Consider the following 25712-nt stretch of genomic DNA (forward strand, 5'->3'; position numbering starts at 1 on the left):
AATTTAAATCAACTCTTAATAATTCAGTCTTTCCAGGCGGATTTTATTGAATTTTTCTTTTTCGTTGAACTCGCGAAGCAGAATGTAGCCTTCTTTCGCAACATACGGCGTTACCACATAATTATCTTTTTCTGAAATAGGAACAACTTCCTGCTTGAATTTCCCGTCAATAATCGTATTGATAAAAAGATTCCACTTCTTTTCTTTGGTTACCTGATCTTTCTGATAATCGCGGAAGAAAAAGACAACATCTTTTCCGTCATTCAGATATTGAGAAAAAAGATAATCGCTGTTTACCCACTTCGATTTTTCTTTTTCAAAAACCTGTACATCTTTTACCCTAAAATCTTTATCGGTGTTAATGTAAACCAGATCAGTTGTTTTCGGAGCATTGTACTGTCCCGCTGGTTTGAATTTCTCCGAAAGAATTCCCACACTGCCGTCGCTCATAAAATACGCATCCTTTGTCTGAAGATAATAGCCGTTTTCTACGCCTCCGTCTGCGCTCAGCTTTGGAATGTGGTTGGAAAGATCCGGTTTGTAGCTGATGGTTTTCAGATCTACATTATAATTGTTTTTATCAAGGATAAATCTTGCAAAGCCTCTGTTTTCTTTGGAAATATAATTTCTTCCCAGCAAAACTACTTTATCATCAAAAGTTTTATCATTATCAATTCCGCTTAAAGCATCAATATTATAAATGGTTTCCGGAGAAAGTCCCGTTATCGGTTTGTTGGAAAGTTCTTTTCCTGTCTTCATATCAATCACTACAAGAGAGAATGTTTTGTCGTCATCGTTCACCTTTCTCAGGATTCCGTAGATGCGGTTTTCGTCCTTTTCCAAAATGGAAAGGTCGGAAAATACTTTTTTATCTCCGTTTGTATTGTAGCTGTATCGCCAGATTTCTTTCTTATTATCATCAAATTTTATCAGGCTGTTTTTATTGATGTATTTTCCGTAATCGTTGTATTCTAAAGCCAGATAACCACCTTCTTTAATTTCTCCGACCACGGAAACATAATTGTAGCCTTTCTCTTTCTTCTCGGCGCGGTTTTCTTTTCTTTCTTCTTTAAAAGTTTTGGGCTGTGAGATTTCTTTAAACGTTCCGTCTTCCTGATAATCGTAATACACTTTGGGCTTTACTGTATTGGTTTTAGGATCAATAACCATAGAAACCGGAGCCGCTGCATCTTTGGAAAAAGCCTGAAGATAATTGATGTCCGAAGGCTGAAGAATAATCTGCCCTTTAAAATCCACATATCCGAAATAATTGGAAACCAGAAGTCCCGCTTCAAATTCTTTATTGGCAACCGGATTCAGGTTTTTATCTAATATGACGTATTCGAATTTCTGTTTTTTATTGTCAGTTTTTCCGTAGGAATAGATAGAAACATAGCCGTAAAGATTGTCTTTGGTATCAAACAGCGCATTCATCCCTACATTTTTGCCTGAGGCTAAAGAAGCCAGATCCTGAGTCTGAGAATAAGCAATTGTCTGAATAAGACCAAAAACCAAAAGTGTTAATTTTTTCATGGTTAAAATTTGAATTTCAAAAATAGCAAATTCGGGGATATGTTCTTAAAAAAATAAAAGCCCTGATTTCTCAAGGCTTTCGGTCTATATTTTAGAAAGTAAATTTCTGAAACTTGTCTTTTCGTCGATAATTCTTCTCAACTCTGAAACCGGAACTCTTTCCTGAACCATCGTATCTCTGTCTCTTATCGTCACCGTATGATCGGTTAAAGAATCGTGGTCGATCGTGATACAGTAAGGTGTACCAATAGCGTCTTGTCTTCTGTAACGTTTTCCGATCGCATCTTTTTCTTCGTAGAATAAATTGAAATCGTATTTTAAATCATTAAAAACTTTTTCTGCATATTCTGCTAATCCGTCTTTCTTCATTAACGGAAGAATCGCTGCTTTAATTGGTGCTAAAGCCGGAGGTAAAGATAAAACCGTTCTTTCGGAACCATCTTCCAAAACTTCATCTCTTAAGCAGTGAGAAAAAATAGAAAGGAATAATCTGTCTAAACCAACCGAAGTTTCCACCACATACGGAACATAGTTTTCGTTTCTTTCCGGATCGAAGAACTGAAGTTTTCTGCCTGAGAATTCTTCATGCGCTTTTAAATCGAAATCCGTTCTTGAGTGAATACCTTCCAGTTCTTTGAAACCGAAAGGGAAATTAAATTCAATATCTGCTGCAGCATTTGCATAATGAGCCAGTTTTTCATGATCATGAAATCTGTAATTTTCGTCACCCAAACCTAAAGCTTTGTGCCAGTTCAGACGCTTTTGCTTCCACTGTTCGTAGAACTCAAGCTCTGTTCCCGGAGCAACAAAAAACTGCATTTCCATCTGTTCGAATTCACGCATTCTGAAGATAAACTGTCTTGCAACAATCTCGTTTCTGAACGCTTTTCCGATCTGTGCAATACCGAAAGGAAGCTTATGACGGGAGGTTTTCTGTACATTCAGGAAATTAACGAAAATTCCCTGCGCAGTTTCCGGTCTTAAATAAAGATCCATTGCAGAATCTGCAGAAGCCCCTAATTTAGTTCCGAACATCAGGTTGAACTGTCTTACCTCCGTCCAGTTTTTAGAACCCGTGTCAGGATCAGCAATTTCCAGCTCTTCAATTAACGCTTTTACATCAGCAAGATCTTCATTTTCTAAAGATTTTGCCAGTCTGGAAAGGATTGCTTCCCTTTTGGCTCTGTATTCCAAAACTTTTGGATTTGTTGCCACAAACTGTTCTTTATCAAAAGCATCACCGAATCTTTTCGCTGCTTTTTCAATCTCCTTGTTCTCCTTATCTTCAATTTTAGCACAGTAATCTTCCACCAAAACATCTGCTCTGAAACGTTTCTTAGAATCCTTATTATCAATCAATGGATCGTTGAAAGCGTCTACGTGCCCCGAAGCCTTCCATGTAGTTGGGTGCATCAGGATCGCCGAATCAATACCCACAATATTTTCGTTAAGCTGTACCATCGCTTTCCACCAATATTGCTTGATATTATTTTTTAACTCGGCTCCGTTTTGTCCATAATCATAAACAGCGGATAAACCATCGTAGATCTCACTCGAAGGGAAAATAAAACCATATTCTTTAGCGTGAGAAATCACTTTCTTGAAAACATCTTCTTGCTTTGCCATAATTTTTTAACGTCTGAAAGTGCAAAAATATGAATTTGAATCCCAATTCCATGAAATTCAATAAAAAAAGCCGTCAATAGACAGCAAATATTTACATTTTTAAATTTCAGGAGTCGGGAATCTGCTTTCACTACTCGCTTTTTTCTGTTTTCAGCGCGGCGGAGCCGCCGCGCTGAAAACAGAAAAAGAGCTCAGACATGCCGTTCAATCAGGACTACTAAGAACAGCATTTAAAAAGCAGTTGTAAAAACTGCTCTTGTATATTTTAGAAATTGTAGGATAATCCGATGCTGTTTCCTGTGATGTCTAACCTGTAAGAAGCGGTTTTTGCCTCTCCTCCTTCCGGATTTTGGTTTTGCGTATCCACAGCTTTCTTCAGATTTTTTCCGGAACTGATCGCAAAAGGAATCCCGATTCCCACAAATCCGGCTCCGATTCCTACCAATCCCCAACCGCTTTTATCTTTTACTTTGTAGGCTACACCATTGTGATAAGCCGTTTTGGTACGTAATATCTGTTTTGCTAATCCGAAACCGATAAAACCACCGCCAATCGCTCCGAAAATCTGAGAAACCGTACTGTTCGTGTTTGCTTTCTTCATATAGCTCAGCGCTTCAGGATTGGTGAACACTTTTTTATACTCGGAAAATTTAAATTTCTGATCTCCTTTGATAAAAAACTCTCTGTTGGATTTTCCCAACTTCAGTGAATCTGAATTCTGGGCAAAAGAAATTAATGGAAAAATGCTCACCAGTAAAGTAAAAAATAGCTTTTTCATAGTTAAAAATTTGCGCGAAAATAAAGATTCTCTCTTTTATCAAAAGAATTTAAAATGTTAATTTTTTTCAATATCAGAGGTATGAAATCATTTTAATTGTTATTGTCTTAATTTGAGACAATTTGTCGTAATTTGCTTTATCAAAATTGAGTCATGAAAAAATCAGGATTATTAATTATTGTTTTCCTTTTGGTGAACCATTTGTTATCTGCACAGAAAATTTCTGGGGGAAAGATCGTTACAACCTATATTACCGCTAAAACATTACAGAATAATGCAGAAGAAAATCCTAAGCGAAGAGTAACCGTTTATCTTCCGCCGGATTATGAAAAATCCTCCAAAAGATATCCCGTTATTTATTTTTTACACGGTTTTTTCTGGAGCGACAGTTTGCTGGTGAACAACGATAAGATCAATCATCTTTTTGATCGGGCGATTTATTCAAAAAAGATAAACCCCGTTATCGTTGTTATGCCCGATGAAAGTACCATTTTCAAAGGAAGTTTTTACGCCAACTCAAAATCTTCAGGAAACTGGTCAGATTTCACTTCTGTTGAGCTGGTCGATTTTATTGATAAAAATTACAGAACAATAGCAAACAAAGACAGCCGCGGAATTTCAGGACATTCTATGGGTGGAAACGGAGCGCTGAGAAATGCAATTCTTCATCCCGAAGTTTTTTCTTCTGTGTATGCACTGTCACCCGGAATTTTAGACGCGCGTTTCTTTGCACTTTCAGAAATGGAACTCTATAAAAATGCTGATCAAATTAAAAACATTCAGGATGTATCCAAACCGGAAAATGCAAGGTTAAATATTGTCTTTGCCATCGCAAGAGCTTACAACGGAAATAAAAATAAAGCTCCCTTTTTTGCAGATCTTCCATTTTCTTTTGAAGGTGAAAATGTAAGGATTAATTCAGCCATTTTAGACGAAATGAACAGGAATTCCACTTCAGAACTGCCTTTTTCACAATATGAAAATCTGAAAAAATTAAAAGCCATAAAATTCGACTGGGGTAGAAACGACGAGCTGAAACACATTCCGCCAAGCTGCCTGAATTTCAGCAAAACACTGGAATTACTCGGTATAAAACATGAAGCTGAGGAATACATCGGAACGCACGGAAGCGAAGTAAGCAAGGAAAACGGAAGAATTGAAAATCAGATGCTGCCGTTTTTTAATACACATCTTAAGTTTGAAGAATAATATAAAACTTCTACTTTTGCCGGATGTTAGAAATTCTTTATCGCGACGAACATCTTATTGCCATCAACAAACCGAGCGGATTGTTGGTTCATAAATCTTTTTATTCCGGAGAAGCGGATACGTATGCGATTCAGGAGCTGAGAAAGCAGATCGGGCAAAAAGTGTATCCTGTCCATCGTTTAGACCGGAAAACTTCGGGTGTTTTGCTGTTTACTTTAGATAAAGAAACGCTGAGAATGATGAGTACCCAATTTGAGAATAAACTGGTTGAAAAGAAATACATTGCCATTCTTAGGGGTTGGACAAAAGAAGAGGAAACGATTGATTATGATCTGGTTAACGAAAACGAAATTACGCAAAATGCAATAACATCCTATCGCCGTCTGCAGACTTCGGAGATCGATTTGCCCTTTTTAAAGCATCAGACTTCCAGATATTGTCTGGTAGAAGCCATCCCCGAAACGGGACGATTTCATCAGTTGAGAAAACATTTTAAACACATTTTACACCCCATTTTAGGCTGTCGGAAACATGGCTGTAATAAACAGAATAAATTATGGCTTCAGACATTTGACATTAATAAAATGACGCTTCACGCTCATCAACTGACATTTAATCATCCTTTTTCCAACGAAAGAATTACGGTAAATGCGACTATTGATGAGGATTTCAAAAAAGTAGGGGATATTTTGAAACTGGATTTGAGCGCATATTCTTAATTTCTTAAACTTCCATCAACTTTGTGAAGACTTCTCACATTTAAATTAATGACCGAGGTTTAGCCCCGATTGTAATGAAAATCCTTTTTTGCAAAAAAAGATTGTAATGGAAAGCGGGAAATAGCTCCTGAAAGCAATTTAACAAACGATCGTAGCTTTAGCACATTACACAGATCTTATGTTTTATAGATACCATTGATAATATCTTTTTCCATAAAATATCATACATTAACCGAACATTAATTTTAAAATGAGTACTTTTGTAAAACTTTTTTTCAATGTACAAATCGCTCATTCGTCCGATTCTTTTCAAATTTGATCCTGAAGAAGTACACCATTTTACTTTTTCGATGCTTAAAAATTTCGGATTTCTTACCAAATTATTTTTTCCAAAACCTATTGAAGACAAACGTCTGGAAAGAGAAGTTTTTGGCTTGAAATTTAAAAATCCTGTGGGTTTAGCGGCAGGTTTCGATAAAAATGCGGTTTTATTTAATGAACTGGGAGATTTAGGCTTTGGATTTGTAGAAATCGGAACCGTAACGCCGAAAGCTCAGGCGGGAAATCCTAAAAAAAGACTGTTCCGTTTAATTGAAGATGGCGGAATTATCAACCGAATGGGCTTTAATAACGACGGTTTAGAAGCAGCGATTGAAAAACTGAAAGGCAACAAGGGAAAAATTATCATCGGTGGAAACATCGGAAAAAATACAAATACTTCTCCCGAAAATTACACGCAGGATTATCTGGAATGTTTTGAAGGGCTTCATCCTTACGTAGATTATTTTGTGCTGAATGTAAGCTGTCCGAACGTAGGAAGCCATGCCAAACTGGAAGATGTAGAATACCTTCGTGAACTGATTACGGAAGTGAAAAAAATCAACCAGTCGAAATCTGTACAGAAACCAATTCTGCTGAAAATTGCTCCGGATCTGAATACCAATCAATTAGATGAAATTATTGAGCTGATTGCAGAAACAAAGATCGACGGAATTGTAGTTTCCAATACTTCCGTGAACCGGGAAGGTCTGAAAACGTCACCTGAAGTTTTAGCAGAAATTGGAAATGGCGGTCTTAGCGGAAAACCGATTCGTGAAAGAAGCACAAAAATGATTAAATATCTGTCTGATAAGAGTAACAGAGCATTCCCAATTATTGGAGTTGGCGGAATTCATTCTGCAAAAGATGCACTCGAAAAGCTGGATGCAGGAGCAACGTTGGTTCAGTTGTACACAGGATTTATCTACGAAGGTCCGCAACTGATTAATGATATTAATAAGGCGATTTTGACGAGAGCTAGTCGTTTACCAAGATAAGTTGAAACGATAAAAATATAGAAGTATAATAAACTTTTTTACTAAACAGTAATTCAAAAACTACTGTTTAGTAGTTGAAAGTTTTACTTAAGGATTCACAGAACCTGCACAAACACCATTAATGCATGCGCCCGCTAATGTAGCTGGTCCTGAATTATTTCCTATAGCACCTGGTCCGAATCTTTGTGGGCAAATACTTTTAGAATTACAAGGACATCCTACAGGAACAATTTCAAGTGCACTTTGACAATAATTGTTGTCAGGATCATATACTACTAAATTTGTTAATCCACCTGTTATTTCTTTTAGAGCTTTTCTTGATAATGGAGTTGCTCCATTTAATAATTTTTTCATATTAATGAGATATTTATCAATCTCGAAAATACTCTTTTCTTTCAATAAGAAAAACAAAAAAAAATTATAAAATATGTTAATTTTTCATCTTGACTTTGTAATTGAAGCATTTTTCACGTCTACAGTCAATTGAAAATGAGTCCGATGTTTTTTAATGTTGACTTCCAAAATTATAAAGATGTAAATTAGCCAAATCATAAACTCCCGTCAAGGGAATTTTCTTTTTGTATTTATCATAATAATACCAACCTTTCACAAAATGCTGATACTGATGATAATCGATAATTCCATCATAGATCAACTGCATTGTGACAGGATTTCCGGCAATCTTTCCTTTGAAAATTTGAGAACAATCTATTACTTTTTTTAATTCAATTTTTGGGCAAAGTAAAAATGTTATGCTTAAAGAAAATAACAGTGAGAGTGTTTTTTTCATGGTTTGATTTTAACTTAATTTAAAATGGTCACAAGAAAAAATGCGCAATCGTATAAATAATCAGCCCCACCAAACCACCGACGATCGTTCCGTTCACACGGATGAACTGAAGATCTTTCCCTACTTCCAGCTCCAGCTTTTCGCTTAATTCTTTTCCCTGCCAGTTTCCGACGGTAGAACTGATGAGGTTTCCGAATTGATGGGTATTTTTTAGAATATATTTGTAAGCGGTAACACGAACCCAGTCGTCGATTTTTTTCTGAAAATTTTCGTCATTTTTTAAATTCTGTGAAAATTCATTCAGATTTTTAGATAAATATTTCTTTAATGAAGATTCATCGTCCTGAAGTTCTTTCGTTAACGTATTTTTAATGGAAATCCAGATGTCGTTGGAATATTCATTCAGCTTGTCGTTTTTGAGGAGATCATTTTTAATGTTTTTGAATTCCTCTTCCCATTTCGGATCCTGTTTGAGTTCATTGGAGAAATCATAGATTTTCTGGGTGATCAGATTTCGTATTTCGTGGTTCGGATCTTGTTCAATCTCTTTGAAAAAATCTGAAAGTCCGGAGGTAATTTTATCAGCAATTTTATTATCCACAAAAGCAGGGATAAAAGTATAGCTTCCTTTTTTCACGCGGTCTTTAATCATTTCATCATTTTCAGCGATGTAATTTTTAATCTGAGAAGAAAGATTGGTAATAATCCTCTGATGATCGTTTTTGTCTAAAAGATAGTTGATTCCGTTGCCTAAAATGGCGTTCAGTTTGATGGTATCTGTCATTTCAGACACTTTTTTGCTGATAAAACGGCTTACTTCCGAGTCATCGAGCTTATTTAAAATATCCAGAACAATATCCGAAAGATTTTTAAGCAAAACATCCTGATTCTTTTCTTTTCCGAGCCATTCTCCCACAAAATTCGAGATTTTTAATTTCTGGATATAAGGTCTGATGTTTTCCGGAGAAAGAAAATTGGTTACGACAAAATTTCCCAGATTGTCTCCCAGTTTCTGTTTGCTGTTTTCAATAAGATTGGTGTGCGGAATCGGTAATCCGAGCGGATGGCGGAAAAGGGCTGTTACGGCAAACCAGTCTGCCAAAGCTCCCACCATTGCCGCCTCGGAAAAGGCACGAACGTAACCTATCCAGTGCGAGTCTATGGTTTTTTGCAATAGGGTTGTTCCGATAAACAGAACTGCCATCAACACAAATAATCCTGTGGCAAATGCTTTGTATTTTCTGAGCTGTTTTCTTTTGGCTTCATCATTCATATCCTCAAATTTAGTAAATTTGGTTGTGAAATTTCATCTGTTAATATTGTTGTAAAAATTTTTAATTCGTTATTTTCATTTCTCAAAGGCACCGGTTTTGATGCTTACATTTTGTCTTTGATAAAAAATATTTAAAATTCTATGGAAAACCAAGCAAAAAACAATCCATACTACTCCAGAACAGACACTTCAAAACTCGATATTTCAAATGAAGAATGGAGAAAAATCCTGTCTCCGGATTTATATGCCATTGCCAGAGAAGCCTCAACGGAAAGACCATTCACCGGAAAATACAATGAATTTGATGAATTGGGAGAATATTACTGTGCGGTGTGCGGAAACCATTTATTCCGATCCACTTCAAAATTTTCGAGCAGTTGTGGCTGGCCAAGTTTTTTTGAAGCAGATAAAGAAGGAGTGTATTACAAAAGAGATACTACCTACGGAATGGAAAGGGTAGAAGTACTCTGCAAAAGATGCGATTCGCATTTGGGACACGTTTTCGATGATGGTCCTCAACCAACGGGATTGCGCTACTGTATGAATTCCGTAAGTCTGGAATTTGTTGCAGATTCTGAAAAATAATATCATGATGAGCTATGAAAGAAGTTATTAATTTTGATGAACGGAAACCTATTTGGATTGCATTATCTGATCTTTATTTGGATACGGAATTAAAACAGGATTTTCATTTAAAATATATAGCTACCACAATATTCCAAAGCTCGTATACTTTTGATGAGGTGAAAAAAATTAATAAGTATGAAGTTTTTCCTGTACTTTTTTCAAATTTGCTGCATCCTGCAGGCGAATGGTTTGCGTTTGATGAAAAGATAACTATAAATAGTATTATAGAGTGGGTAGAATCAAAAAAACCTTTAGATTTACTGGCTGTTGAATGGGTTTATATGGTATATAAAGACATCAATGAAGAATATTGGGATGAAATTGAATATCTATATAATAAAATAAGAAGTAGCTCATTATCTGGTAGTTAAAATTTCTTAAATTGCGTTAAACTTTGTGGAGTTATTGCGCTTACCCTAATTATGTTTTATACATTTGCTGACTCAATTGGATTTAACATAATAGTGAAATAGTGAATGAAAGCATTGTATAGCTTATTAGGTGCAGCTTACATCGTTACTACTTCATTCTATTTGTCTCCAAAAAAGGCAATCGAAAAGAATGAAATCAGTACAAAAAAAATTGTAAGATTAGCCGACACGAAATCTGAGAAATCTGCGGCAACAGCAGTAAGTTCATCAGAAGAATTATACAGATCTATTGTTTTCGAGCAGGGACACGAACTTAATGAGGAAGTTTTTTTCAAAGCAGTAACAGGTTTTGAAAATATGAAGAAAGCAGGTTTGCTTAACGGAGATTCGCATTTACTTACGGTATGCGATTTTTCTATGTCTTCGAACACAAAAAGACTTTGGGTAATTGACATGAATGAGAAAAAAGTATTGTTTAATTCATTGGTTGCACACGGAAAAAATACAGGCGAAGAATTTGCTACGAATTTTTCTAACACGGAAAGTTCGTTGCAGAGCAGCTTAGGATTTTATATCACGGATGCAACGTACGACGGCGACAACGGCTATTCTCTTAGATTACTTGGAATGGACAAAGGATTTAATGATGCAGCGTACAGAAGAGCCATCGTTATGCACGGCGCAGATTATGTAAGCGAAGAATTTGCCGCCATGCACAAAAGAATCGGCAGAAGTTGGGGTTGTCCCGCCGTTCCGAGAGATTTAACAAAACCGATCATTAATACCATTAAAGGAAGAAATCTTCTTTTTATTTATTATCCGGATGAGAATTACCTTTCCAAATCGGAGTGGTTGAAAGCATAACAGAAAAGCAGTCGGTTTGACTGCTTTTTTTATTTCTATTAAATTAAAAATTTCCTGCACGTTTGTCATTCTGACGAAGGAAGAATCTACTGAATTACTATTTTTTCTTTGATTGAGAGCGGATGATATAGAATTGTTTTATCTGCTCAATCTTCCAGAGATTTATTCAAAAAGCTTAAGAAAACTTCTTAAAAATCAACGTGGCATTATGTCCTCCGAAACCAAAAGCATTACTCAATGCATAATTGATATTCTTTTCTTTCGCTTCTCCAAAAACAATATTCAGGTCTTTCGGGATGTTTTCATCAATCCTGTGAAGATTAATGGTTGGCGGAATAATTCCTTTTTCTATCGCTTTGATTGAAAGAATAGCTTCCGCGGCTCCGGCAGCTCCCAGCAAATGTCCCGTCATGGATTTTGTAGCACTAATGTCAAGATTTTTACTTCCTTTAAATAATTTATTGATTCCGTTTAATTCAACCAAATCTCCTATTGGAGTAGAAGTAGCGTGAGGATTAATATAATCAATATCTTCGGTGTTGATTCCTGCTTCATGTAGAGCCAACTGCATCGCTTTAATGGCTCCGACTCCATCGGGATGAGGTGCTGTCATGTGATAGGCATCGGCTGTCATTGCTGCTCCCACCAATTCTGCGTAAATTTTTGCGCCTCTTGCTTTAGCGTGTTCGTATTCCTCAAGAATTAAGGCTCCCGCTCCTTCTCCCATCACAAAACCATCTCGGTCTGCATCATAAGGACGACTTGCGGTGGCAAAATCATCATTTCTTGTAGACATGGCTTTCATAATAGAGAAACCACCAACTGAGGCAGGAGTAATTGCAGCTTCAGAACCACCGCTCACAATCACTTTGGCTTTTCCTAATCTGATGTAGTTAAAAGCATCCATCAAAGCAGTATTTCCGGTTGCACACGCTGAAATGGTTGTATAATTGATTCCCTGAAGTCCGAATTTCATTGAAATCATTCCCGAAGCCATGTTGGCGATAAATTTAGGAACGAAGAAAGGATTGAATCTTGGCGTTCCGTCTCCTTTGGTAAACTCCATTACTTCACTTTCGAACGTCCACATTCCGCCCTGTCCGGTTCCCCAGATTACTCCGGTGTCGAAAGGATCCATTTTTTCAAGCTCCAATCCGGAATCTTTTAAAGCTTCCGCTGTGGAATACATCGCGTATTGGGAAAAAAGATCACTTCTTTTGATTTCATTATGTGTTAAATGGACTTTCGGATCAAAATTTTTAACCTCACAGGCAAAGTGAACTTTAAATTTTTCTGTATCGAAGTGGGTGATTTTGTTGGCTCCGCTTATGCCGTTGATGCTGTTGTTCCAGAATTCTTCAACATTATTTCCTAAAGGCGTTACTGCGCCAAGTCCTGTAATGACAACTCTTTTCATTTAGTTACTGATTTTGAATAAATTAGAGGTTCCTCTTGCAATAAGGCGCGTTTTATCTGCATTCCAGATTTCGCACTGTGCGTTCACAAACTGCTTTCCTCTTTTGATGATTTTCGTTTCAGCTACAATATTATCATTTTCTTTTGCTGTTGAAAAATAATCGATGCTGTTATTTATGGTTACGATAAAGTTTTTTTCGTTTAAAGAGAACATAGTGGCTCCGATAACATCGTCAAAAATAGCTGCGGTAACTCCGCCGTGGAGATTTCCCATCGGATTCAGCCATTCCTGCCTTACCTTGTACTGGAATTCCAACTGTCCTTCCTCTGCCGAAAGGACAACAGGATTCAGCCATTTCATAAATGGGGAAGGAGATGCTGTAAACTCTTTTCCGACGAATGATTTTATGATTTGTAATTTATCCATATGAATTATGAGATATTTTGTTTAATTTCTTTGTCGATAACCTGTAAGATCCTGTCTAAGGCGATGTTGAGATATTTTTCGTCTTCTGTGGTTTTGGATAAAAGAATACCGCCTTCAATCATCATGATGAATAAGGATGCAAATTCCTCCGCATTAATTTCAGGTTTGAATTCTCCGCTTTTTTGTCCTTCAATAATAATATTTAAGATGCTTTTTATCCAGTCTTCAAACGAATGTCTTACTTTTTTTCTCAGTTCCGGAAAGGAGTCATTACATTCTGTCGCTGCATTCATTAGCGGACAGCCGCCGTTTTGGAAGACAATTTTCCAGTTTTTTCTGTAAAATGCAATAAAAGCATACAGTTTGGCAGACATCGTAGGATATTCTTCACCGAAAGATCTCTGCATATTTTTCTTCAGCATTCCTGCGTTGAACTGATATACTTCAAGAGCTACTTTATCTCTGTTTTCAAAATTTCCGTAAATACTTCCTTTGGTTAAACCCGTCGCTTTTGTAATGTCCGAAAGGGATGTAGAGGTATAGCCTTTGGTATTAAATAAAGAGGCGGTTTGCTCAATGATGAATTGTTTTGTCTTTTCTGCTTTTGACATTTTTCTGCTGAATTCCTGCAAAGATACAAAAATATACCAATCGGTATATTTTATAATAAGATTAAATGTATCCGTCTATATTAAACCATTAAGATTTCTTGTAAGAAGTTTAGATTAATTAAGTTGAATATTTTTTTTTAAATTTTGGCTAAAGCCTTATGGTTTATTTTTTGAATGAAAAAACGGGCTGAAGCCCGTTCCTGTTCATGTTGATATTAAGATTTTAAATAATTTATGTGAAGAGCTTAATAGTCTTAACTTCTTAACTAACCTGAGTTCGGGATAAGTCTTCTTAACCGCAAGGTTAAACAAAGAGATTCAATTATCAGGAATTCAGCTTTTAAGATATACAAAGTCGTAAAACTTATCAAAGTAATACCATTTTTGTCTTTTTTAAATAAACGAAGTGCCTTTGTTTAGCTTACAAACTTTCAATAAGTAAAAAAAAATTTTGTTTTTCTTTGCGATAAATAAATATAATGCTATAAATCAATTGTTTAAATTTTATTTCTTATCCTGAACTGAGGTTAATTAAGTTGAATCTTCAGTTTTTTAAGTTTTGGCTAAAGTCTTTTATTTGTTCTTTTAATGAAAAAACGGGCTGAAGCCCGTTCCTATTCATGTTGATATTAAGATTTTAAATAATTTACGTGAAGAGCTTAATAGTCTTAATTTCTTAACTAAAATCTTAATCGTTCAAACTCTTAGTTAGCCAAAGTAGCTTCCAAAGTAATTTCGAAATTGAATGCTGCACTTACCGGACAGCCTTCTTCCGCAATTTTTGCATATTTCTGGAATTCTTCTTCTGAAATTCCGGGAACTTTAGCTGTTAATGTCAATTCAGATTTTGTAATTTTTCCTGCGCTCGGATCTAAAGTAATAACAGATTTTGTCGTTAATTCTTCCGGAGTAAAGCCTGCCTGAGAAAGCTCTGCACTTAATTTCATGGTAAAACATCCTGCGTGAGCCGCTGCCAGTAATTCTTCAGGATTTGTTCCCACTCCGTCTTCAAATCGGCTGTTAAATGAATACTGAGTCTGGTTTAAAGTGGTGCTTTGTGTGGTAAGATGTCCTTTTCCTTCTTTAATAGTTCCGTTCCAAACGGCTGTTGCGTTACGTCTCATAATGTTTTTGTTTTAATATTGTTATTTTGATGTGACAAAGGTATTGCAGATTTCGTTCCAGATAAATACACAAAAAGAACTAACTATTGTACTTTTTTCCCGAATTGTAATTTTTTTTGAAATTTGCAGGGGTACTTCCGATTTTTTGCGTGAAAAGACGGTTGAAATAAGCAGGATCTTCATAGCCCAGATCGTAAGCGATTTCTTTTACGGGTTTATCGGTATAAAATAAAAGCCTTTTGGCTTCCAATAAAATTCTGCTGATGATAAACTGGTTAGGAGATTCCAGATTCAGATTTTTGAATTTATGCGTGAGTGTCTTTGGAGAAATATGAAGCAGTTCTGCATAATCAGCCACATTATGTTTTTCCCGAAAATAAACTTCAAGCAAACGGCTGAAATCCCTGAAAATATCCAGTTCGTGCGCCGGAATTTTTATTTCATCATTATTCAGATTCTGCTTTTTCCATTTTCTGGTGGCGCGAATGATGATTTGTTTAACGTAGGTTCGGATCATTTCCTCTGCGGAAGAATCTTTCCATTCCAGTTCGTTTTTAATGTTTTGAAATAAATGTTGAATTGCAGAATTTTCTTCGGCATCGAGTTCAACAAAAGGAATTTCAAACACGTTATGAAAAAGCAGTCCGTCGCAGGCGACTTCCTTATCATGAATCTGAATGCAGTAAAAATCCCGGTTATAATAGATCAAATGAGATTCGTTGCTTCCTTTTTCAATTTGCAGATGCTGATTCGTCAGAAAAAATAGAGCCGGATTTTCGGTTTTATAATGTCTGAAATCCACAGACAGGTCGTATCCTGCAGGAATATAGAAAATTTTAATTTCAGATTTGTACTTGTTGTCTTTAAAATCGTGCAGATTGTTTTCGGAAAAAGTTTCGAATCCCAGTTTCTTGTACTGGTCTTCAAAGATAAGTGTTTGCGACATCCTTTTGCTTTCCTATAAATGTACAAAAAAGCATGATTCCAACACTATTAAATTATTGAAACCATGCTTAATAATATAAGCTTGATTGCTGAATTTTCTGAAACATTAAGAGGATTTAAGTAGTTAAGTTAGTTTAGAAAATCAAATTGATTTTAATAAGGATAAAACTAAAAAAGCGAAGCTCATCTTAATATTCTAAACTCCTTAACAGAAATCTTAATGGTTTAAACTAATTGCAACTAATATTAGTTCTGGTTTTTGGCTTACTACTCCAACTCACTAACGCTAGAACCCTCAAAATCTCAAACTTAAAAAGTAACATCCAGTCCCACATAAAAATTAGCTTTCATGATCGGAGCATATACCATTCCGCCGTCAAAATAATTTCCGAAAGGATTTTTAACATCAACAATGGCGTTTTTCTGATAATAGGAAGTTAAATTTTCTCCTCCTAAATACGCCCTGATTTTCTTATTGAAATTCCTTGAAATCTGTGCATTTAAAACCGCATAGGATTCAGAATAGGTTGGAAGCTGAAATTCAGCAGGATTCGATGAAGTATTGGGAAGCCTCTGTTTTCCGACTGCATTCAGTGTGGTGTCGAAACTCCAGAATCCACCTTTGCTGTTTTTGTTGGTAGAGTAGGCAAAATTCACAAAACCTCTGTGTTTCGCCATGAAAGGAACAACTTCACGTCTTCCATCCAGATAATCTGCCTGAACATCGTAATATTTGTAAGCCAGTCTCACCTCAAAATTTTTGAAAGGAATGAAATCCCACTGAGTCTGGAAAGAATTGGCGAAAGACTTTCCGTCAAGATTATAGAAAGTTAATTGTTGAGGAGACCGGTCAAGATCCACCATCACCTGATTCTGAAAATCCGTTCTGAAAAAATCAGCAACAACGGTAGATTTTCTTCCGAAAAGCTTGAATTCCTGCTGTAAACTGGCTCCATAATTCCAGGCAATTTCAGGTCTTAAACCGTAAATATTCCCTTCGTTCTGCAATACCTGAATAGATCGGCCGGATGCAAAATACTGCTGACTTTCGGCAAAAATATTGGCTGTTCTGAACCCTCTTCCTGCGGAAAGTCTCAAAATCGTCTGCGGGGTAAAATCATATTTAAAATTCAGTCTCGGTGTAAACTGCGTTCCGGCAAGATTATGAAAATCTACTCTCGCTCCGGCAACTAAGGTGTATTTTAAACCTGTTAAAGTATATTCCGCAAAAGCTCCCGGAACAATCTCGTTTCTTTTGATGGTCGAGGTTAAATAGTTTTCGTCATATCCATCATACATGAAGCTTGCTCCGGCTTTATATTTATGATTGGTATTTCCCAAAATACTTTCAAAAATTAAATTGGAATAATACGTCTGCTGCTTTCCGGAATAATTTCTCAGTCCGAAAAAGCTGTCCTGCTGATGAAAAGTGTACTGGTTCATCCAGCCCAGACTCTGGTAGGGTTTTCCTTTAAAAACATATCCAGTTTTATTCCAAACCTGAAATCTGGAGATATCAATTCCAACTCCGTACAGCGATTGCTTTTCCTGTGGCACTTTTTTATCGAATCCGGTCTGTCCCGAAGTTCTTTCGTCTTTGATGAAATTAATTCCAAAATGCGAACCCAATCCTGAGTTTTCCAAATCATTGTAATTCAGTAAATAAGCTGCATTTAACTGAGTTCCTTTCGGTCTGTCCAGAAATCCATCATCATTCATATCCGTATCTCCAAAAGTTCCGTTTCCGTGCAGCAAAAATGTCTGTGACCATTTTTCATTGATGGGCGAAACACTGGTGATATTCGCTTCTGCTCTTCCGTTAAAATCTGAAAATAAATTCAGTGAAGTTTCCGGCTTTTCTGCATTTTTCAGAAGTTCTGTATTAATTTGTCCTGTGATGCTTTCATAACCGTTCGTTACGGTGCTTCCGCCCTTGGTAAGCTGAATGCTTTCAATCCATCTTCCGGGAATGAAATTCAGTCCGTAAGCGGAAGCCAAGCCACGAATTTCGGGAAGTAATTCTTTTGTCAGGCTCGTATATTTTTGATCTAAACCTAACATTTTCAGTTGTTTTGTCCCTGTAACGGCATTGCTGAAAGAAACATCAACCGTTGCGTTGGTTTCAAAACTTTCAGAAAGGTTACAGCAGGCTGCTTTCAGCAATTCTTTTTTATCAATATTAAAAATAAGCCCTGCCTCTTTTTTGTTTAAAGACGTTGCTGCTTTTGATCCGTTTACAGTAACACCTTCTATATTTTTTTCATGACTACTGTGATTTTCACCCGCTTCATGATGATCAGCGTGATCTGTGTTTTCTGAAGGATTTACTTCTTCCGCATGAACTTTCGGATTTGCTTCTCCAAAAGGAGTTTCTCTGTCATACAGACAACAGGAAGGCAGGTTTTTATAGGTATTTTCGCTGGATTTATACTTCTCGTTATCATGCCCAACTTCCGCAATTTTCTTCAAAATTTTGTCTGATGATGTTTTCTTCGAATCAAAATTCAGCGTTACAATTTGTCTTTCAGCATTCCATTCTGCGGAATCTGCTCCTGCATCTTTTGCCGCTTTTTCAATTCTTGCTTTGCAGGATTCGCAATTGCCTTTCACATAAAACTCAGTCTCTTTTTTAGTATGAATTTTATGATTATCAATTATTTGCGGCTGTAAATTTCTGTCGTAATGACAACATCCGGGAAGAGCTTCATACGTTTCAGCAGAGGCTTTGAATTTTTCATTGTCATGACCTGCTTCGGCGACTTTTTTTAAGATTTCATCAGAAGAAGCATTGTTGTTTGTTTCAATAGTTAATGTCTGTAAATCAATTGAATAGGTTGCTGTTTTTGCGCCTGCATTCTTAGCAGTGTTTTCGATTCTTTCTTTGCACATCTCACAGTTTCCTTTTACTTTGAACTGGTTTTTAGAAAGATTCTGGGCAAAAATACATTGTACGGATAATAAGAATACACCAAGAATAATCCTGGAAATATATAATTTCATTTTGTTTAAAATTTAGATTAATTAAAGCTTGAATGCTGCAATATAAACATCAGGTCGATAACCAGTCATTCTGATGCCGGTCAACCGATGTTTAGTAACATTATTTTTAATTAAGCTATTTTTGGCGGCTGCCAGATTTCTTTTAAACGGCTTGAAAGATAAGGATCCGAATATTCGAACTGTGAATTTTTATTCGATTTGTAATATGAATATTCTAACTGTAAACTCTTTGAAAAAGGAGTTTCTATAAAAGTATAACAGGCTAAACACGTTGAACAGCAATCGTCGTTACAATTTGATTTCTGCTCTTTTTCGTGATGATTGTTTTCGGAATTTTGGGAGTGATCTTTTTTACAGCAGCTCATTTCAGAATCTTTTTTGCAACAGTTTTCCTGCATATTCTGTGCATAGAAACTGTCTTTAGGAACTAAAAAAATTCCCAGACAAAAGATAACGAATATAAACTGAATAAATTTCACCATACAAAGGTAGGAAAAATGTTAATGATGATGGTTATTCTCTAAAATTAATTCGGATTTTGGCTAACTTATCTTCAAAATCTTTTTCTTCATATCCTCCAAAATAGCAGGCGAAAAAAGGTTTTCCCAAATGAATTCTTTTAAACTCTTTCTCGTTTTTTTTCCAATCCATATAGTTTTTTAATTCAATAATATTTCCGTTTTCGAGTATTAAAGTTGAATTAAATATTTCTACAATATCTTCCAAATCTCTGTTAGCGGGAACCTCATAAAATCCTGTTTCGGAGCCACGAAAATTTTCAAAACTTCCGTCACCAAATTGAGCAAGAAAGTAATGGGTGGGGTAAAAACTGAATTTTTTCTGAAATTCTTCGGGAAAAGAATATTTACACTTTTCGATCTTCTCAATATCTGACAGAGAAACTGTATTGTCTTGAACTATCAAGCCTTCAATAATATCTTTTTGAACGTAATCCTGAGGTAATTGGTTTCTGGCGGTTACTCCCGAATAATATGTTTTGTGCAGTCTTTCAAACTGTAACTGTATCGCTTTTCCCAGATGTCTTAAAGTCACACAGGGAAGAAACGTCTTGTCCCGCAATGTTACGGAGACATGATATTCAAGACCAAAAAAGTTATGATCATGTGGCTTAATACATCGATCAAGACTATTCATCAGAAAATCTTCATGAATGGTTTCGCTGATGTTCTGGCTGACGTCGTAAACAAGCATAATTCTTACAGGGCTTCTCCAACTTTCTTCGCACAGTCATGCCAAGGTTCTCCATGCGGAGGATTTACCGCCGGTTTCGGACCTGTTGGAGCAGGGGTTGGAGCGGGAGCGGGAGTGTTTTGTGCCATATTCTGCTGTACAGGCTGCTGAATCGGAGCCGGTTTGCTGTTCAAAGGTTGTCCTACCGGAATATCGCATCGATGTCCCGGTTCTCCGTGAGGCGGATTCATCCCTTTCGGAGTTTTAACGGTTTTTGCTTTTCCGCTTTGGTCTACGGCAAATTTTCCGGGTTGTAAAGAATTTGGATCTATCTGAATGGTCTGTCCCTGCGGAGCATTTACCGCAACATTCTGAGTTCCCTGTTGAGGTTGTGCAGGAGCCGAATTTAATGGCTGTCCGACCGGGATATCGCATCTGTGGCCGGGTTGACCGTGTGGCGGATTCATTCCGGGAGAAGTAACGGTGGAAGTTCCAGATCCTGTTGTTGTTTTAATTCCCGCCTGATCCAGAATAGAAGCTTTAGGAGCCTGATTAACCGCTACAGGAGCCTGCTGAACTCCGGTTTCTTCTTTAAGATAAGTAGCTCTCTCATCCTTCTTACACGATACAGCAAATATAGAAATGGCAAGTATGCCTAACAATGTATTTTTCATATAAAACAAAATTAGCAAAACATTTTTAAATGCTTTGCCAATTTTATAATAATAGTGATATTTTAGAATTAATTCTTAACCAAAAGTCTGAATCCTTCTCCGTGTACGTTGATGATTTCCAGTCCTTCGTCGTCTTTCAGAAGTTTACGAAGTTTAGCAATATAAACGTCCATACTTCTTGCCGTAAAATAGTTTTCTTTTTTCCAGATCTTTCTCAACGCCAAGTCTCTCGGCATGAAATCGTTTCTGTGGATGCAAAGAAGTTTCAATAGTTCATTTTCTTTTGGAGAAAGCTTGTATTCGTTATCGCCAACTCTCAGTTGTCTCAGCATAGAATCAAAGAAAATATTGCTGATCTTGAACTGTTCCTGCTCTTCATTTTCCAACGTGGAACTTCTCTGCAGAATTGCTTTAATTTTATATAAAAGAAGCTCTGTATCAAATGGTTTTGTAATGTAATCATCTGCTCCCAACTGATATCCTTTTAAGATATCCTCTCTCATATTTCTTGCGGTTAAGAAAATGATCGGTGTATTTTTATCTATTTTTTTTACGTCTTCTGCTAATGAAAAACCGTCTTTTTTAGGCATCATCACGTCGAAAATACAGATATCGAATTCATTTTCCGTAAATTCTTTCAATCCCTGTTCTCCGTCTGTAGCAAGAGTAACTTCGAAGTTATTTATCGTTAAATAATCCTTCAGCACTGCCCCAAAACTCTGGTCGTCTTCTACTAATAATATTCTGTTGCTCATAGTTTTAACTATTAATCGTTAATAATTTTGAATGAACAAGTCATTCTCCTCTTTTCTAATATTTGTTTATTGGTTAAATTTTTATCTACGCCATTGGAAGCTTTATTGTAAATGTACTTCCTTTTCCTTTTTGTGAATCTACAATAATCTGTCCTTTATGGAGTTCCACAATCTTTTTAACATAGGAAAGTCCTAAACCCTGTCCTTTTACATTATGAATATTTCCGGTTTCTTCCCTGAAGAATTTTTCGAAAATTTTCGTTTTATTCTGGGTTTCCATTCCCATTCCTTTATCCGAAACTTCAATTACATAAAAATGTCCTTCATTTCTTGTTTTAATTGAGATTTCAGGCGTTTCCGGCGAATATTTATTGGCGTTGTCCAAAAGATTTACCAGCATATTCGAGATGTGGAATTCATCAATTTTAAAATTATAATTCGTTGCATTGAATTCCTCTCTCAGTGTACCGTTTCTCTGCTTTACAATAAGGCTGAAAGATTCCGCCGTTCTTCTGATGAGTTCTCTTACATTGGTTTCTTTCAGGAATAATTTTACCTCATTACGCTCAAGTTTAGACATATTCAGAACGTTTTCCACCTGCTTTTTCATCCTCAGATTTTCCTGCTTAATCAGTTCCGAATAGTATTTTACCTTTTCCGGATTGGTTGCAATCTTATCATTCGCCAAAGAATCTGTTGCCACAGAAATTGTTGCCAAAGGAGTTTTAAACTCGTGAGACATATTGTTGATAAAATCCGTTTTCACTTCCGCCAGTTTTTTCTGCCTCATCATATAATTAATGGAAATAATATAAATTCCCAAAATGGTAAGAAGCGAAAGAAAAGTTCCCAAAAGCATCGGCCAGTTGTTCATGGCTAAAGAATAATCTTTCTTTGGAAATACCAGAGCGAGACTGTAAAGTGTTCTTTCTTTCTGATCTGTAAAAAGCGGATAACTATACGTATTGTTGTCTTTTTTCTCCTTATAATCTTTATTAAAAACTTTGGTAAGATTATTATTCTTATCAATAATTCCATAGCCGAATTTCGCGCTGATTCCTCTGATTTTTAATTCTTTGGTAATAACTGAATCTAAAATTTTTGCATCAACTCTTTTGCTGATCGGTAAATTATTTCCTATAATCTTCGCATATTCCTTCATCGCATAATCTCCATTCTCCAGATCCTGATTAATGTCTGCGGTAAGAATTTCACGACTGGTCGTATCTCTTTTTATTTTATATGCCGCTTCGTCAGAATACAATTTTGTAAGCTTGATGGAATCTCCCTGTTTGGAAATCGGAAGCTGACTTTTTTCAATAATATTTTTAGAGTAAATGATCTGTCTCTGCGTTCCGGAATCTTCTACCTGCTGAATCGTCGTTAACGTAGGCTGATCGCTGTTTGCTAAAATATTGTTTCTGAAATCTTTATTGTCAATATTTAAATATTTATCTACTTCAATTTCTTCCATGTTTTTGGAAGTACTTTCCAATGCGGAATACACTTTATTGGAAAACTCCTGTTCCAGTGCACCGTAATAATTTTTCAGCCAATAAAACTGGAGCGTAACAAAGACAATCAGTGAAATTGTCATAAACACCGAAATTATTGGGATGAACTTATTATTCATTTACTTTATTTTAATCGATTTTGAAATAATGAGTGTTAAAATTAATTATTTTATGACTTGATAAACAAAAAACGCGCCAATAAATTGTGTAATTTTTCTTAAAAACACGTTATTTAACATTTTTTTATAAATTTTTAATTTTTTATTATAACAACCGCTGTGCATTAAAATAAAAAAGGAAAGTAAAATGTACTTTCCTTTTTTTATCACTAAAGTATTTCCTCATCCTGAAAATACTGAATAATTGCTTTTTTCATTAAAAGCTGCTGCTCATTCGGTTTCAGTTCCGGAAGATCTTCCAGTTTGTCAAAGTGTGGATATCCGTCGTCGTCGTAATGCGAAAATTTATAATATCCGAAAGGCTCCAGTAATCTGCACACTGCAATGTGGATTAAATTCACCTTATCATCTTTTGTATATTTCTGCTGTCCGCTTCCCAGTTCCTGAAGTCCGATCAGGAAAAGGTAGGTTTCTATCGGAGCATTTTTTTCCGTATCGAAATTTTCAATGAAAAATTGCTCTACTTTTTGCCATAATTCCGCTTCGTTCATCATAATGTATCAATCAATTCTCCGTGTTATTATTTTTGTCCTGCTCTTCAGATCTTGCCGTATCCTGTTTTCTTGCGAGATCCAGAAGCTGTTCGAATTTTTCATTCTTCCTTTCGCGGAGGTATTCCTGTTTTTCAATTCTGTTGATTCTGTTTTTCTGAAAAAGGTAATATACCACCGCAAGACCAAAGAAAATAATCAGGAGTGTCATAAAATCGGTTTAATATTTATCTTCTAATTTCATCAGGAAAGCATATTCCAAAGCATCTTCTTTCAGAGATTCAAATCTTCCGCTCGCTCCGCCGTGTCCTGCGCTCATGTCTGTTTTGAAAATCAGGATATTGTCATCCGTTTTCAGTTCTCTCAGTTTTGCCGTCCATTTTGCCGGTTCCCAATATTGTACCTGAGAATCGTGTAATCCTGTAGTAATCAATAGATTTGGGTAATCTTTAGCTTCTACATTATCATACGGCGAATATTCTTTCATATAATGATAATATTCTTCGTCATTCGGATTTCCCCATTCGTCGTATTCTCCTGTTGTTAAAGGGATGGTTTCGTCCAGCATGGTCGTTACAACGTCCACAAAAGGAACCTGTGCTACAATTCCGTTAAATAGGGAAGGTTCATAATTCATTACCGCTCCCACCAATAGTCCTCCTGCGCTTCCGCCCATCGCGTACAAATGTTTTGAGGAAGTATAATTTTCTTTAATTAAAAATTTTCCGGCATCAATAAAATCAAAAAATGTGTTTTTCTTGAACAGCATTTTTCCGTCTTCATACCATTCTCTTCCCAGATATTCTCCGCCTCGTATGTGGGCAATTGCGTAAATAAAACCTCTGTCTAAAATAGAAAGCCTCACGTTTGAAAAACTTGCATCAACAGTGTGTCCGTAACTTCCATAACCATATAAAAGTAAAGGTGTATCCGCAGATTTTGGGGTATCTTTATGGTAAACCAGAGAAATGGGAACTTTCGCTTCTCCGTCTCTGGAATCTGCCCAGATTCTTTCGGAAATATAATTTTCGGCAAAGAATTTTCCGCCCAAAACTTCCTGCTGTTTCATAAGTTTTGTGGTTTTTTCCTTCATATTATATTCGTAGGTGGAACTTGGCTGTGTAAGAGAAGTATAGCCGTAGCGGAGAACTTCCGTATCAAATTCCAGATTTACTCCAATGTAAGCAGTATAGGTAGGATCTGAAAACGGCAGATAATGCGATTCCTGCGTTTTTTCGTCAATAATTTTAATCTGTAACAGACCTTGTTCTCTTTCCTCAAGAACCAGATAGTTTTTAAAGATCTCAAAACCTTCCAGCAGAACTTCCGGACGGTGCGGAATAACATCCACCCAGTTTTCCATTCCGCAGTTATTAATCTTTGTCTTTACAATTTTGAAATTAAAAGCATCGTCTGCGTTGGTAATGATGTAGAATTCATCTTCGTAATGTTCAACCGAATATTCCAGATCATCTATTCTGGGCTGAATAATCGTCCAGTCTGCGAAAACATTATCCGAAGGAATAAATCTGTGCTCATCCGAAATCGTACTCGAACTGGCAATGAAAATATATTCCAGAGATTTGGTTTTGAAAACATTAACGTCGAATGTATCATCTTTTTCATGGAAAATCAGCACATCATCTGAAGAATCTGTCCCCAGTTTGTGTCTGTACACCTGAAAAGCTCTTAAACTTTCATCTTTTCTGATGTAGAAAATATGTTCGTTATCATTTGCCCAGACTGCTTTTCCTGTAGTGTTTTCAATTTTATCAGGAAGAATTTCTCCGTTCTGTAAATTTTTAAATTTAATGGTGTAGATTCTTCGGCTCACATTGTCCGTTGAAAATGAAGCCAATTGGTTGTTTGGAGAAACAGCAACATTTCCGACTTCAAAATAACTTTCACCTTCTGCCAAAATATTAACGTCCAGAATAATTTCTTCTTCGTTTTCGAGACTTTGATATTTTCTGCAGAAAATAGGATATTCTTTTCCCTCTTCATAACGAACGATATACCAGTATTCGTTAAAGAAATGAGGTAAAGATTCATCGTCTTTTTTATAGCGGGCTTTCATTTCCTCAAAAAGTTCCTCCTGAAAAGACTCTGTATCTTTCATGATGAAATCTGCATATGCATTTTCTTCTTCAAGATATTTTATAACTTCCGGATTTTCTCTTTCATTGAGCCAGAAATAGGGATCTAACCTTTTATCACCGTGTATTTCAAGTGTTTTTTCTATTTTTTTTGCCTTTGGAGCTTCCATTCAATATTAATTC

Annotated in this window: 26 protein-coding genes; 6 read left to right on the forward strand and 20 right to left on the reverse strand. The window is 36.1% G+C overall.

Going from position 1 to position 25712, the window contains the following annotated elements; translation table 11 throughout:
* Nucleotides 1-15: 15 nt before the first annotated feature.
* The 3 genes from B0E34_RS08230 to B0E34_RS08240 form a co-directional block, all read right to left on the reverse strand.
* The gene (locus tag B0E34_RS08230; RefSeq protein WP_087708576.1) at nucleotides 16-1533 is read right to left on the reverse strand and encodes a hypothetical protein; all 1518 of its coding nucleotides are present in this window, start codon (nucleotides 1531-1533) and stop codon (nucleotides 16-18) included.
* A gap of 84 nt (nucleotides 1534-1617) precedes the next feature.
* Nucleotides 1618-3159, reverse strand: a complete 1542-nt coding sequence (locus tag B0E34_RS08235; protein WP_087708577.1) for a glycine--tRNA ligase — start codon at nucleotides 3157-3159, stop codon at nucleotides 1618-1620.
* Nucleotides 3160-3424: 265 nt separating this feature from the next.
* Complete coding sequence (locus B0E34_RS08240) at nucleotides 3425-3937, reverse strand: hypothetical protein (RefSeq protein WP_087708579.1); 513 nt, start codon at nucleotides 3935-3937, stop codon at nucleotides 3425-3427.
* 153 nt (nucleotides 3938-4090) lie between these two features.
* Between B0E34_RS08240 and B0E34_RS08245 the strand changes: the two genes are divergently transcribed.
* From B0E34_RS08245 to B0E34_RS08255, 3 genes are all read left to right on the forward strand, one after another.
* A complete protein-coding gene (locus B0E34_RS08245) occupies nucleotides 4091-5146 on the forward strand; it encodes an alpha/beta hydrolase (protein WP_087708581.1) in 1056 nt (351 codons plus the stop codon).
* Between the two features lie 23 nt (nucleotides 5147-5169).
* Nucleotides 5170-5865, forward strand: coding sequence for a pseudouridine synthase (locus B0E34_RS08250; RefSeq protein WP_087708583.1), 696 nt, complete (start codon nucleotides 5170-5172; stop codon nucleotides 5863-5865).
* Between the two features lie 278 nt (nucleotides 5866-6143).
* Nucleotides 6144-7181: a quinone-dependent dihydroorotate dehydrogenase gene (locus B0E34_RS08255; RefSeq protein WP_087708585.1), complete on the forward strand. Its 1038-nt coding sequence runs from the start codon at nucleotides 6144-6146 to the stop codon at nucleotides 7179-7181.
* A gap of 87 nt (nucleotides 7182-7268) precedes the next feature.
* Here the strand turns inward: B0E34_RS08255 and B0E34_RS08260 are convergent, their stop codons facing one another.
* The 3 genes from B0E34_RS08260 to B0E34_RS08270 form a co-directional block, all read right to left on the reverse strand.
* Nucleotides 7269-7535 (reverse strand): hypothetical protein, encoded by a 267-nt coding sequence (locus B0E34_RS08260; RefSeq protein WP_123956575.1) that lies wholly within the window; start codon nucleotides 7533-7535, stop codon nucleotides 7269-7271.
* 151 nt (nucleotides 7536-7686) lie between these two features.
* On the reverse strand, nucleotides 7687-7971 hold the full coding sequence (locus B0E34_RS08265; RefSeq protein ID WP_087708589.1) for a hypothetical protein: 285 nt from the start codon (nucleotides 7969-7971) through the stop codon (nucleotides 7687-7689).
* Between the two features lie 28 nt (nucleotides 7972-7999).
* A complete protein-coding gene (locus tag B0E34_RS08270) occupies nucleotides 8000-9244 on the reverse strand; it encodes a DUF445 domain-containing protein (protein WP_087708591.1) in 1245 nt (414 codons plus the stop codon).
* A 141-nt stretch (nucleotides 9245-9385) separates the two neighbouring features.
* Between B0E34_RS08270 and msrB the strand changes: the two genes are divergently transcribed.
* The 3 genes from msrB (at nucleotide 9386) to B0E34_RS08285 (ending at nucleotide 11106) form a co-directional block, all read left to right on the forward strand.
* On the forward strand, nucleotides 9386-9829 hold the full coding sequence (gene msrB / locus B0E34_RS08275) for a peptide-methionine (R)-S-oxide reductase MsrB (RefSeq protein WP_087708593.1): 444 nt from the start codon (nucleotides 9386-9388) through the stop codon (nucleotides 9827-9829).
* Between the two features lie 14 nt (nucleotides 9830-9843).
* The gene (locus B0E34_RS08280) at nucleotides 9844-10242 is read left to right on the forward strand and encodes a DUF7079 family protein (protein WP_087708595.1); all 399 of its coding nucleotides are present in this window, start codon (nucleotides 9844-9846) and stop codon (nucleotides 10240-10242) included.
* Nucleotides 10243-10347: 105 nt separating this feature from the next.
* Nucleotides 10348-11106: a murein L,D-transpeptidase catalytic domain family protein gene (locus tag B0E34_RS08285; protein ID WP_087708597.1), complete on the forward strand. Its 759-nt coding sequence runs from the start codon at nucleotides 10348-10350 to the stop codon at nucleotides 11104-11106.
* 175 nt (nucleotides 11107-11281) lie between these two features.
* Here B0E34_RS08285 and fabF read toward each other — a convergent pair whose 3' ends face one another.
* The 14 genes from fabF to B0E34_RS08355 form a co-directional block, all read right to left on the reverse strand.
* Entirely contained in the window at nucleotides 11282-12523 is a 1242-nt protein-coding gene (fabF, locus tag B0E34_RS08290) for a beta-ketoacyl-ACP synthase II (RefSeq protein WP_087708599.1), read from the reverse strand.
* Complete coding sequence (locus tag B0E34_RS08295; protein ID WP_087708601.1) at nucleotides 12524-12949, reverse strand: PaaI family thioesterase; 426 nt, start codon at nucleotides 12947-12949, stop codon at nucleotides 12524-12526.
* A 5-nt stretch (nucleotides 12950-12954) separates the two neighbouring features.
* The gene (locus B0E34_RS08300; RefSeq protein WP_087708603.1) at nucleotides 12955-13560 is read right to left on the reverse strand and encodes a TetR/AcrR family transcriptional regulator; all 606 of its coding nucleotides are present in this window, start codon (nucleotides 13558-13560) and stop codon (nucleotides 12955-12957) included.
* Between the two features lie 704 nt (nucleotides 13561-14264).
* The gene (locus tag B0E34_RS08305; RefSeq protein ID WP_087708604.1) at nucleotides 14265-14684 is read right to left on the reverse strand and encodes an OsmC family protein; all 420 of its coding nucleotides are present in this window, start codon (nucleotides 14682-14684) and stop codon (nucleotides 14265-14267) included.
* A gap of 79 nt (nucleotides 14685-14763) precedes the next feature.
* The gene (locus B0E34_RS08310) at nucleotides 14764-15630 is read right to left on the reverse strand and encodes a helix-turn-helix domain-containing protein (protein WP_087708606.1); all 867 of its coding nucleotides are present in this window, start codon (nucleotides 15628-15630) and stop codon (nucleotides 14764-14766) included.
* Nucleotides 15631-15938: 308 nt separating this feature from the next.
* A complete protein-coding gene (locus B0E34_RS08315; protein ID WP_087708608.1) occupies nucleotides 15939-18629 on the reverse strand; it encodes a TonB-dependent receptor domain-containing protein in 2691 nt (896 codons plus the stop codon).
* Between the two features lie 110 nt (nucleotides 18630-18739).
* Nucleotides 18740-19111, reverse strand: a complete 372-nt coding sequence (locus B0E34_RS08320) for a hypothetical protein (protein ID WP_087708610.1) — start codon at nucleotides 19109-19111, stop codon at nucleotides 18740-18742.
* Between the two features lie 31 nt (nucleotides 19112-19142).
* The gene (locus B0E34_RS08325; RefSeq protein ID WP_123956577.1) at nucleotides 19143-19841 is read right to left on the reverse strand and encodes a hypothetical protein; all 699 of its coding nucleotides are present in this window, start codon (nucleotides 19839-19841) and stop codon (nucleotides 19143-19145) included.
* 5 nt (nucleotides 19842-19846) lie between these two features.
* Nucleotides 19847-20494 (reverse strand): hypothetical protein, encoded by a 648-nt coding sequence (locus B0E34_RS08330; protein WP_087708613.1) that lies wholly within the window; start codon nucleotides 20492-20494, stop codon nucleotides 19847-19849.
* 68 nt (nucleotides 20495-20562) lie between these two features.
* Nucleotides 20563-21249, reverse strand: coding sequence for a response regulator transcription factor (locus B0E34_RS08335; protein ID WP_027380477.1), 687 nt, complete (start codon nucleotides 21247-21249; stop codon nucleotides 20563-20565).
* A gap of 85 nt (nucleotides 21250-21334) precedes the next feature.
* On the reverse strand, nucleotides 21335-22882 hold the full coding sequence (locus tag B0E34_RS08340) for a sensor histidine kinase (protein WP_087708615.1): 1548 nt from the start codon (nucleotides 22880-22882) through the stop codon (nucleotides 21335-21337).
* Nucleotides 22883-23091: 209 nt separating this feature from the next.
* Nucleotides 23092-23436, reverse strand: a complete 345-nt coding sequence (locus tag B0E34_RS08345) for a hypothetical protein (RefSeq protein ID WP_076391546.1) — start codon at nucleotides 23434-23436, stop codon at nucleotides 23092-23094.
* Nucleotides 23437-23446: 10 nt separating this feature from the next.
* A complete protein-coding gene (locus B0E34_RS08350) occupies nucleotides 23447-23644 on the reverse strand; it encodes a hypothetical protein (protein ID WP_087708617.1) in 198 nt (65 codons plus the stop codon).
* A gap of 9 nt (nucleotides 23645-23653) precedes the next feature.
* On the reverse strand, nucleotides 23654-25699 hold the full coding sequence (locus B0E34_RS08355) for a S9 family peptidase (RefSeq protein WP_087708619.1): 2046 nt from the start codon (nucleotides 25697-25699) through the stop codon (nucleotides 23654-23656).
* Nucleotides 25700-25712: the final 13 nt, after the last annotated feature.

The organism is Chryseobacterium mucoviscidosis, assembly GCF_002177115.1.
Lineage (GTDB): Bacteria > Bacteroidota > Bacteroidia > Flavobacteriales > Weeksellaceae > Chryseobacterium > Chryseobacterium mucoviscidosis.

Bases quoted from the DNA above. Each gene is read 5' to 3' on its own strand.
- B0E34_RS08230 (WP_087708576.1), bottom strand. From the start codon at position 1,533: ATGAAAAAATTAACACTTTTGGTTTTTGGTCTTATTCAGACAATTGCT.
- msrB (WP_087708593.1), top strand. From the start codon at position 9,386: ATGGAAAACCAAGCAAAAAACAATCCATACTACTCCAGAACAGACACT.
- B0E34_RS08240 (WP_087708579.1), bottom strand. From the start codon at position 3,937: ATGAAAAAGCTATTTTTTACTTTACTGGTGAGCATTTTTCCATTAATT.
- B0E34_RS08300 (WP_087708603.1), bottom strand. From the start codon at position 13,560: ATGTCAAAAGCAGAAAAGACAAAACAATTCATCATTGAGCAAACCGCC.
- B0E34_RS08320 (WP_087708610.1), bottom strand. From the start codon at position 19,111: ATGGTGAAATTTATTCAGTTTATATTCGTTATCTTTTGTCTGGGAATT.
- B0E34_RS08255 (WP_087708585.1), top strand. From the start codon at position 6,144: ATGTACAAATCGCTCATTCGTCCGATTCTTTTCAAATTTGATCCTGAA.
- B0E34_RS08340 (WP_087708615.1), bottom strand. From the start codon at position 22,882: ATGAATAATAAGTTCATCCCAATAATTTCGGTGTTTATGACAATTTCA.
- B0E34_RS08265 (WP_087708589.1), bottom strand. From the start codon at position 7,971: ATGAAAAAAACACTCTCACTGTTATTTTCTTTAAGCATAACATTTTTA.
- B0E34_RS08280 (WP_087708595.1), top strand. From the start codon at position 9,844: ATGAAAGAAGTTATTAATTTTGATGAACGGAAACCTATTTGGATTGCA.
- B0E34_RS08250 (WP_087708583.1), top strand. From the start codon at position 5,170: ATGTTAGAAATTCTTTATCGCGACGAACATCTTATTGCCATCAACAAA.
- B0E34_RS08345 (WP_076391546.1), bottom strand. From the start codon at position 23,436: ATGATGAACGAAGCGGAATTATGGCAAAAAGTAGAGCAATTTTTCATT.
- fabF (WP_087708599.1), bottom strand. From the start codon at position 12,523: ATGAAAAGAGTTGTCATTACAGGACTTGGCGCAGTAACGCCTTTAGGA.
- B0E34_RS08270 (WP_087708591.1), bottom strand. From the start codon at position 9,244: ATGAATGATGAAGCCAAAAGAAAACAGCTCAGAAAATACAAAGCATTT.
- B0E34_RS08335 (WP_027380477.1), bottom strand. From the start codon at position 21,249: ATGAGCAACAGAATATTATTAGTAGAAGACGACCAGAGTTTTGGGGCA.
- B0E34_RS08325 (WP_123956577.1), bottom strand. From the start codon at position 19,841: ATGCTTGTTTACGACGTCAGCCAGAACATCAGCGAAACCATTCATGAA.
- B0E34_RS08245 (WP_087708581.1), top strand. From the start codon at position 4,091: ATGAAAAAATCAGGATTATTAATTATTGTTTTCCTTTTGGTGAACCAT.
- B0E34_RS08355 (WP_087708619.1), bottom strand. From the start codon at position 25,699: ATGGAAGCTCCAAAGGCAAAAAAAATAGAAAAAACACTTGAAATACAC.
- B0E34_RS08235 (WP_087708577.1), bottom strand. From the start codon at position 3,159: ATGGCAAAGCAAGAAGATGTTTTCAAGAAAGTGATTTCTCACGCTAAA.
- B0E34_RS08310 (WP_087708606.1), bottom strand. From the start codon at position 15,630: ATGTCGCAAACACTTATCTTTGAAGACCAGTACAAGAAACTGGGATTC.
- B0E34_RS08295 (WP_087708601.1), bottom strand. From the start codon at position 12,949: ATGGATAAATTACAAATCATAAAATCATTCGTCGGAAAAGAGTTTACA.
- B0E34_RS08315 (WP_087708608.1), bottom strand. From the start codon at position 18,629: ATGAAATTATATATTTCCAGGATTATTCTTGGTGTATTCTTATTATCC.
- B0E34_RS08350 (WP_087708617.1), bottom strand. From the start codon at position 23,644: ATGACACTCCTGATTATTTTCTTTGGTCTTGCGGTGGTATATTACCTT.
- B0E34_RS08330 (WP_087708613.1), bottom strand. From the start codon at position 20,494: ATGAAAAATACATTGTTAGGCATACTTGCCATTTCTATATTTGCTGTA.
- B0E34_RS08285 (WP_087708597.1), top strand. From the start codon at position 10,348: ATGAAAGCATTGTATAGCTTATTAGGTGCAGCTTACATCGTTACTACT.
- B0E34_RS08260 (WP_123956575.1), bottom strand. From the start codon at position 7,535: ATGAAAAAATTATTAAATGGAGCAACTCCATTATCAAGAAAAGCTCTA.
- B0E34_RS08305 (WP_087708604.1), bottom strand. From the start codon at position 14,684: ATGAGACGTAACGCAACAGCCGTTTGGAACGGAACTATTAAAGAAGGA.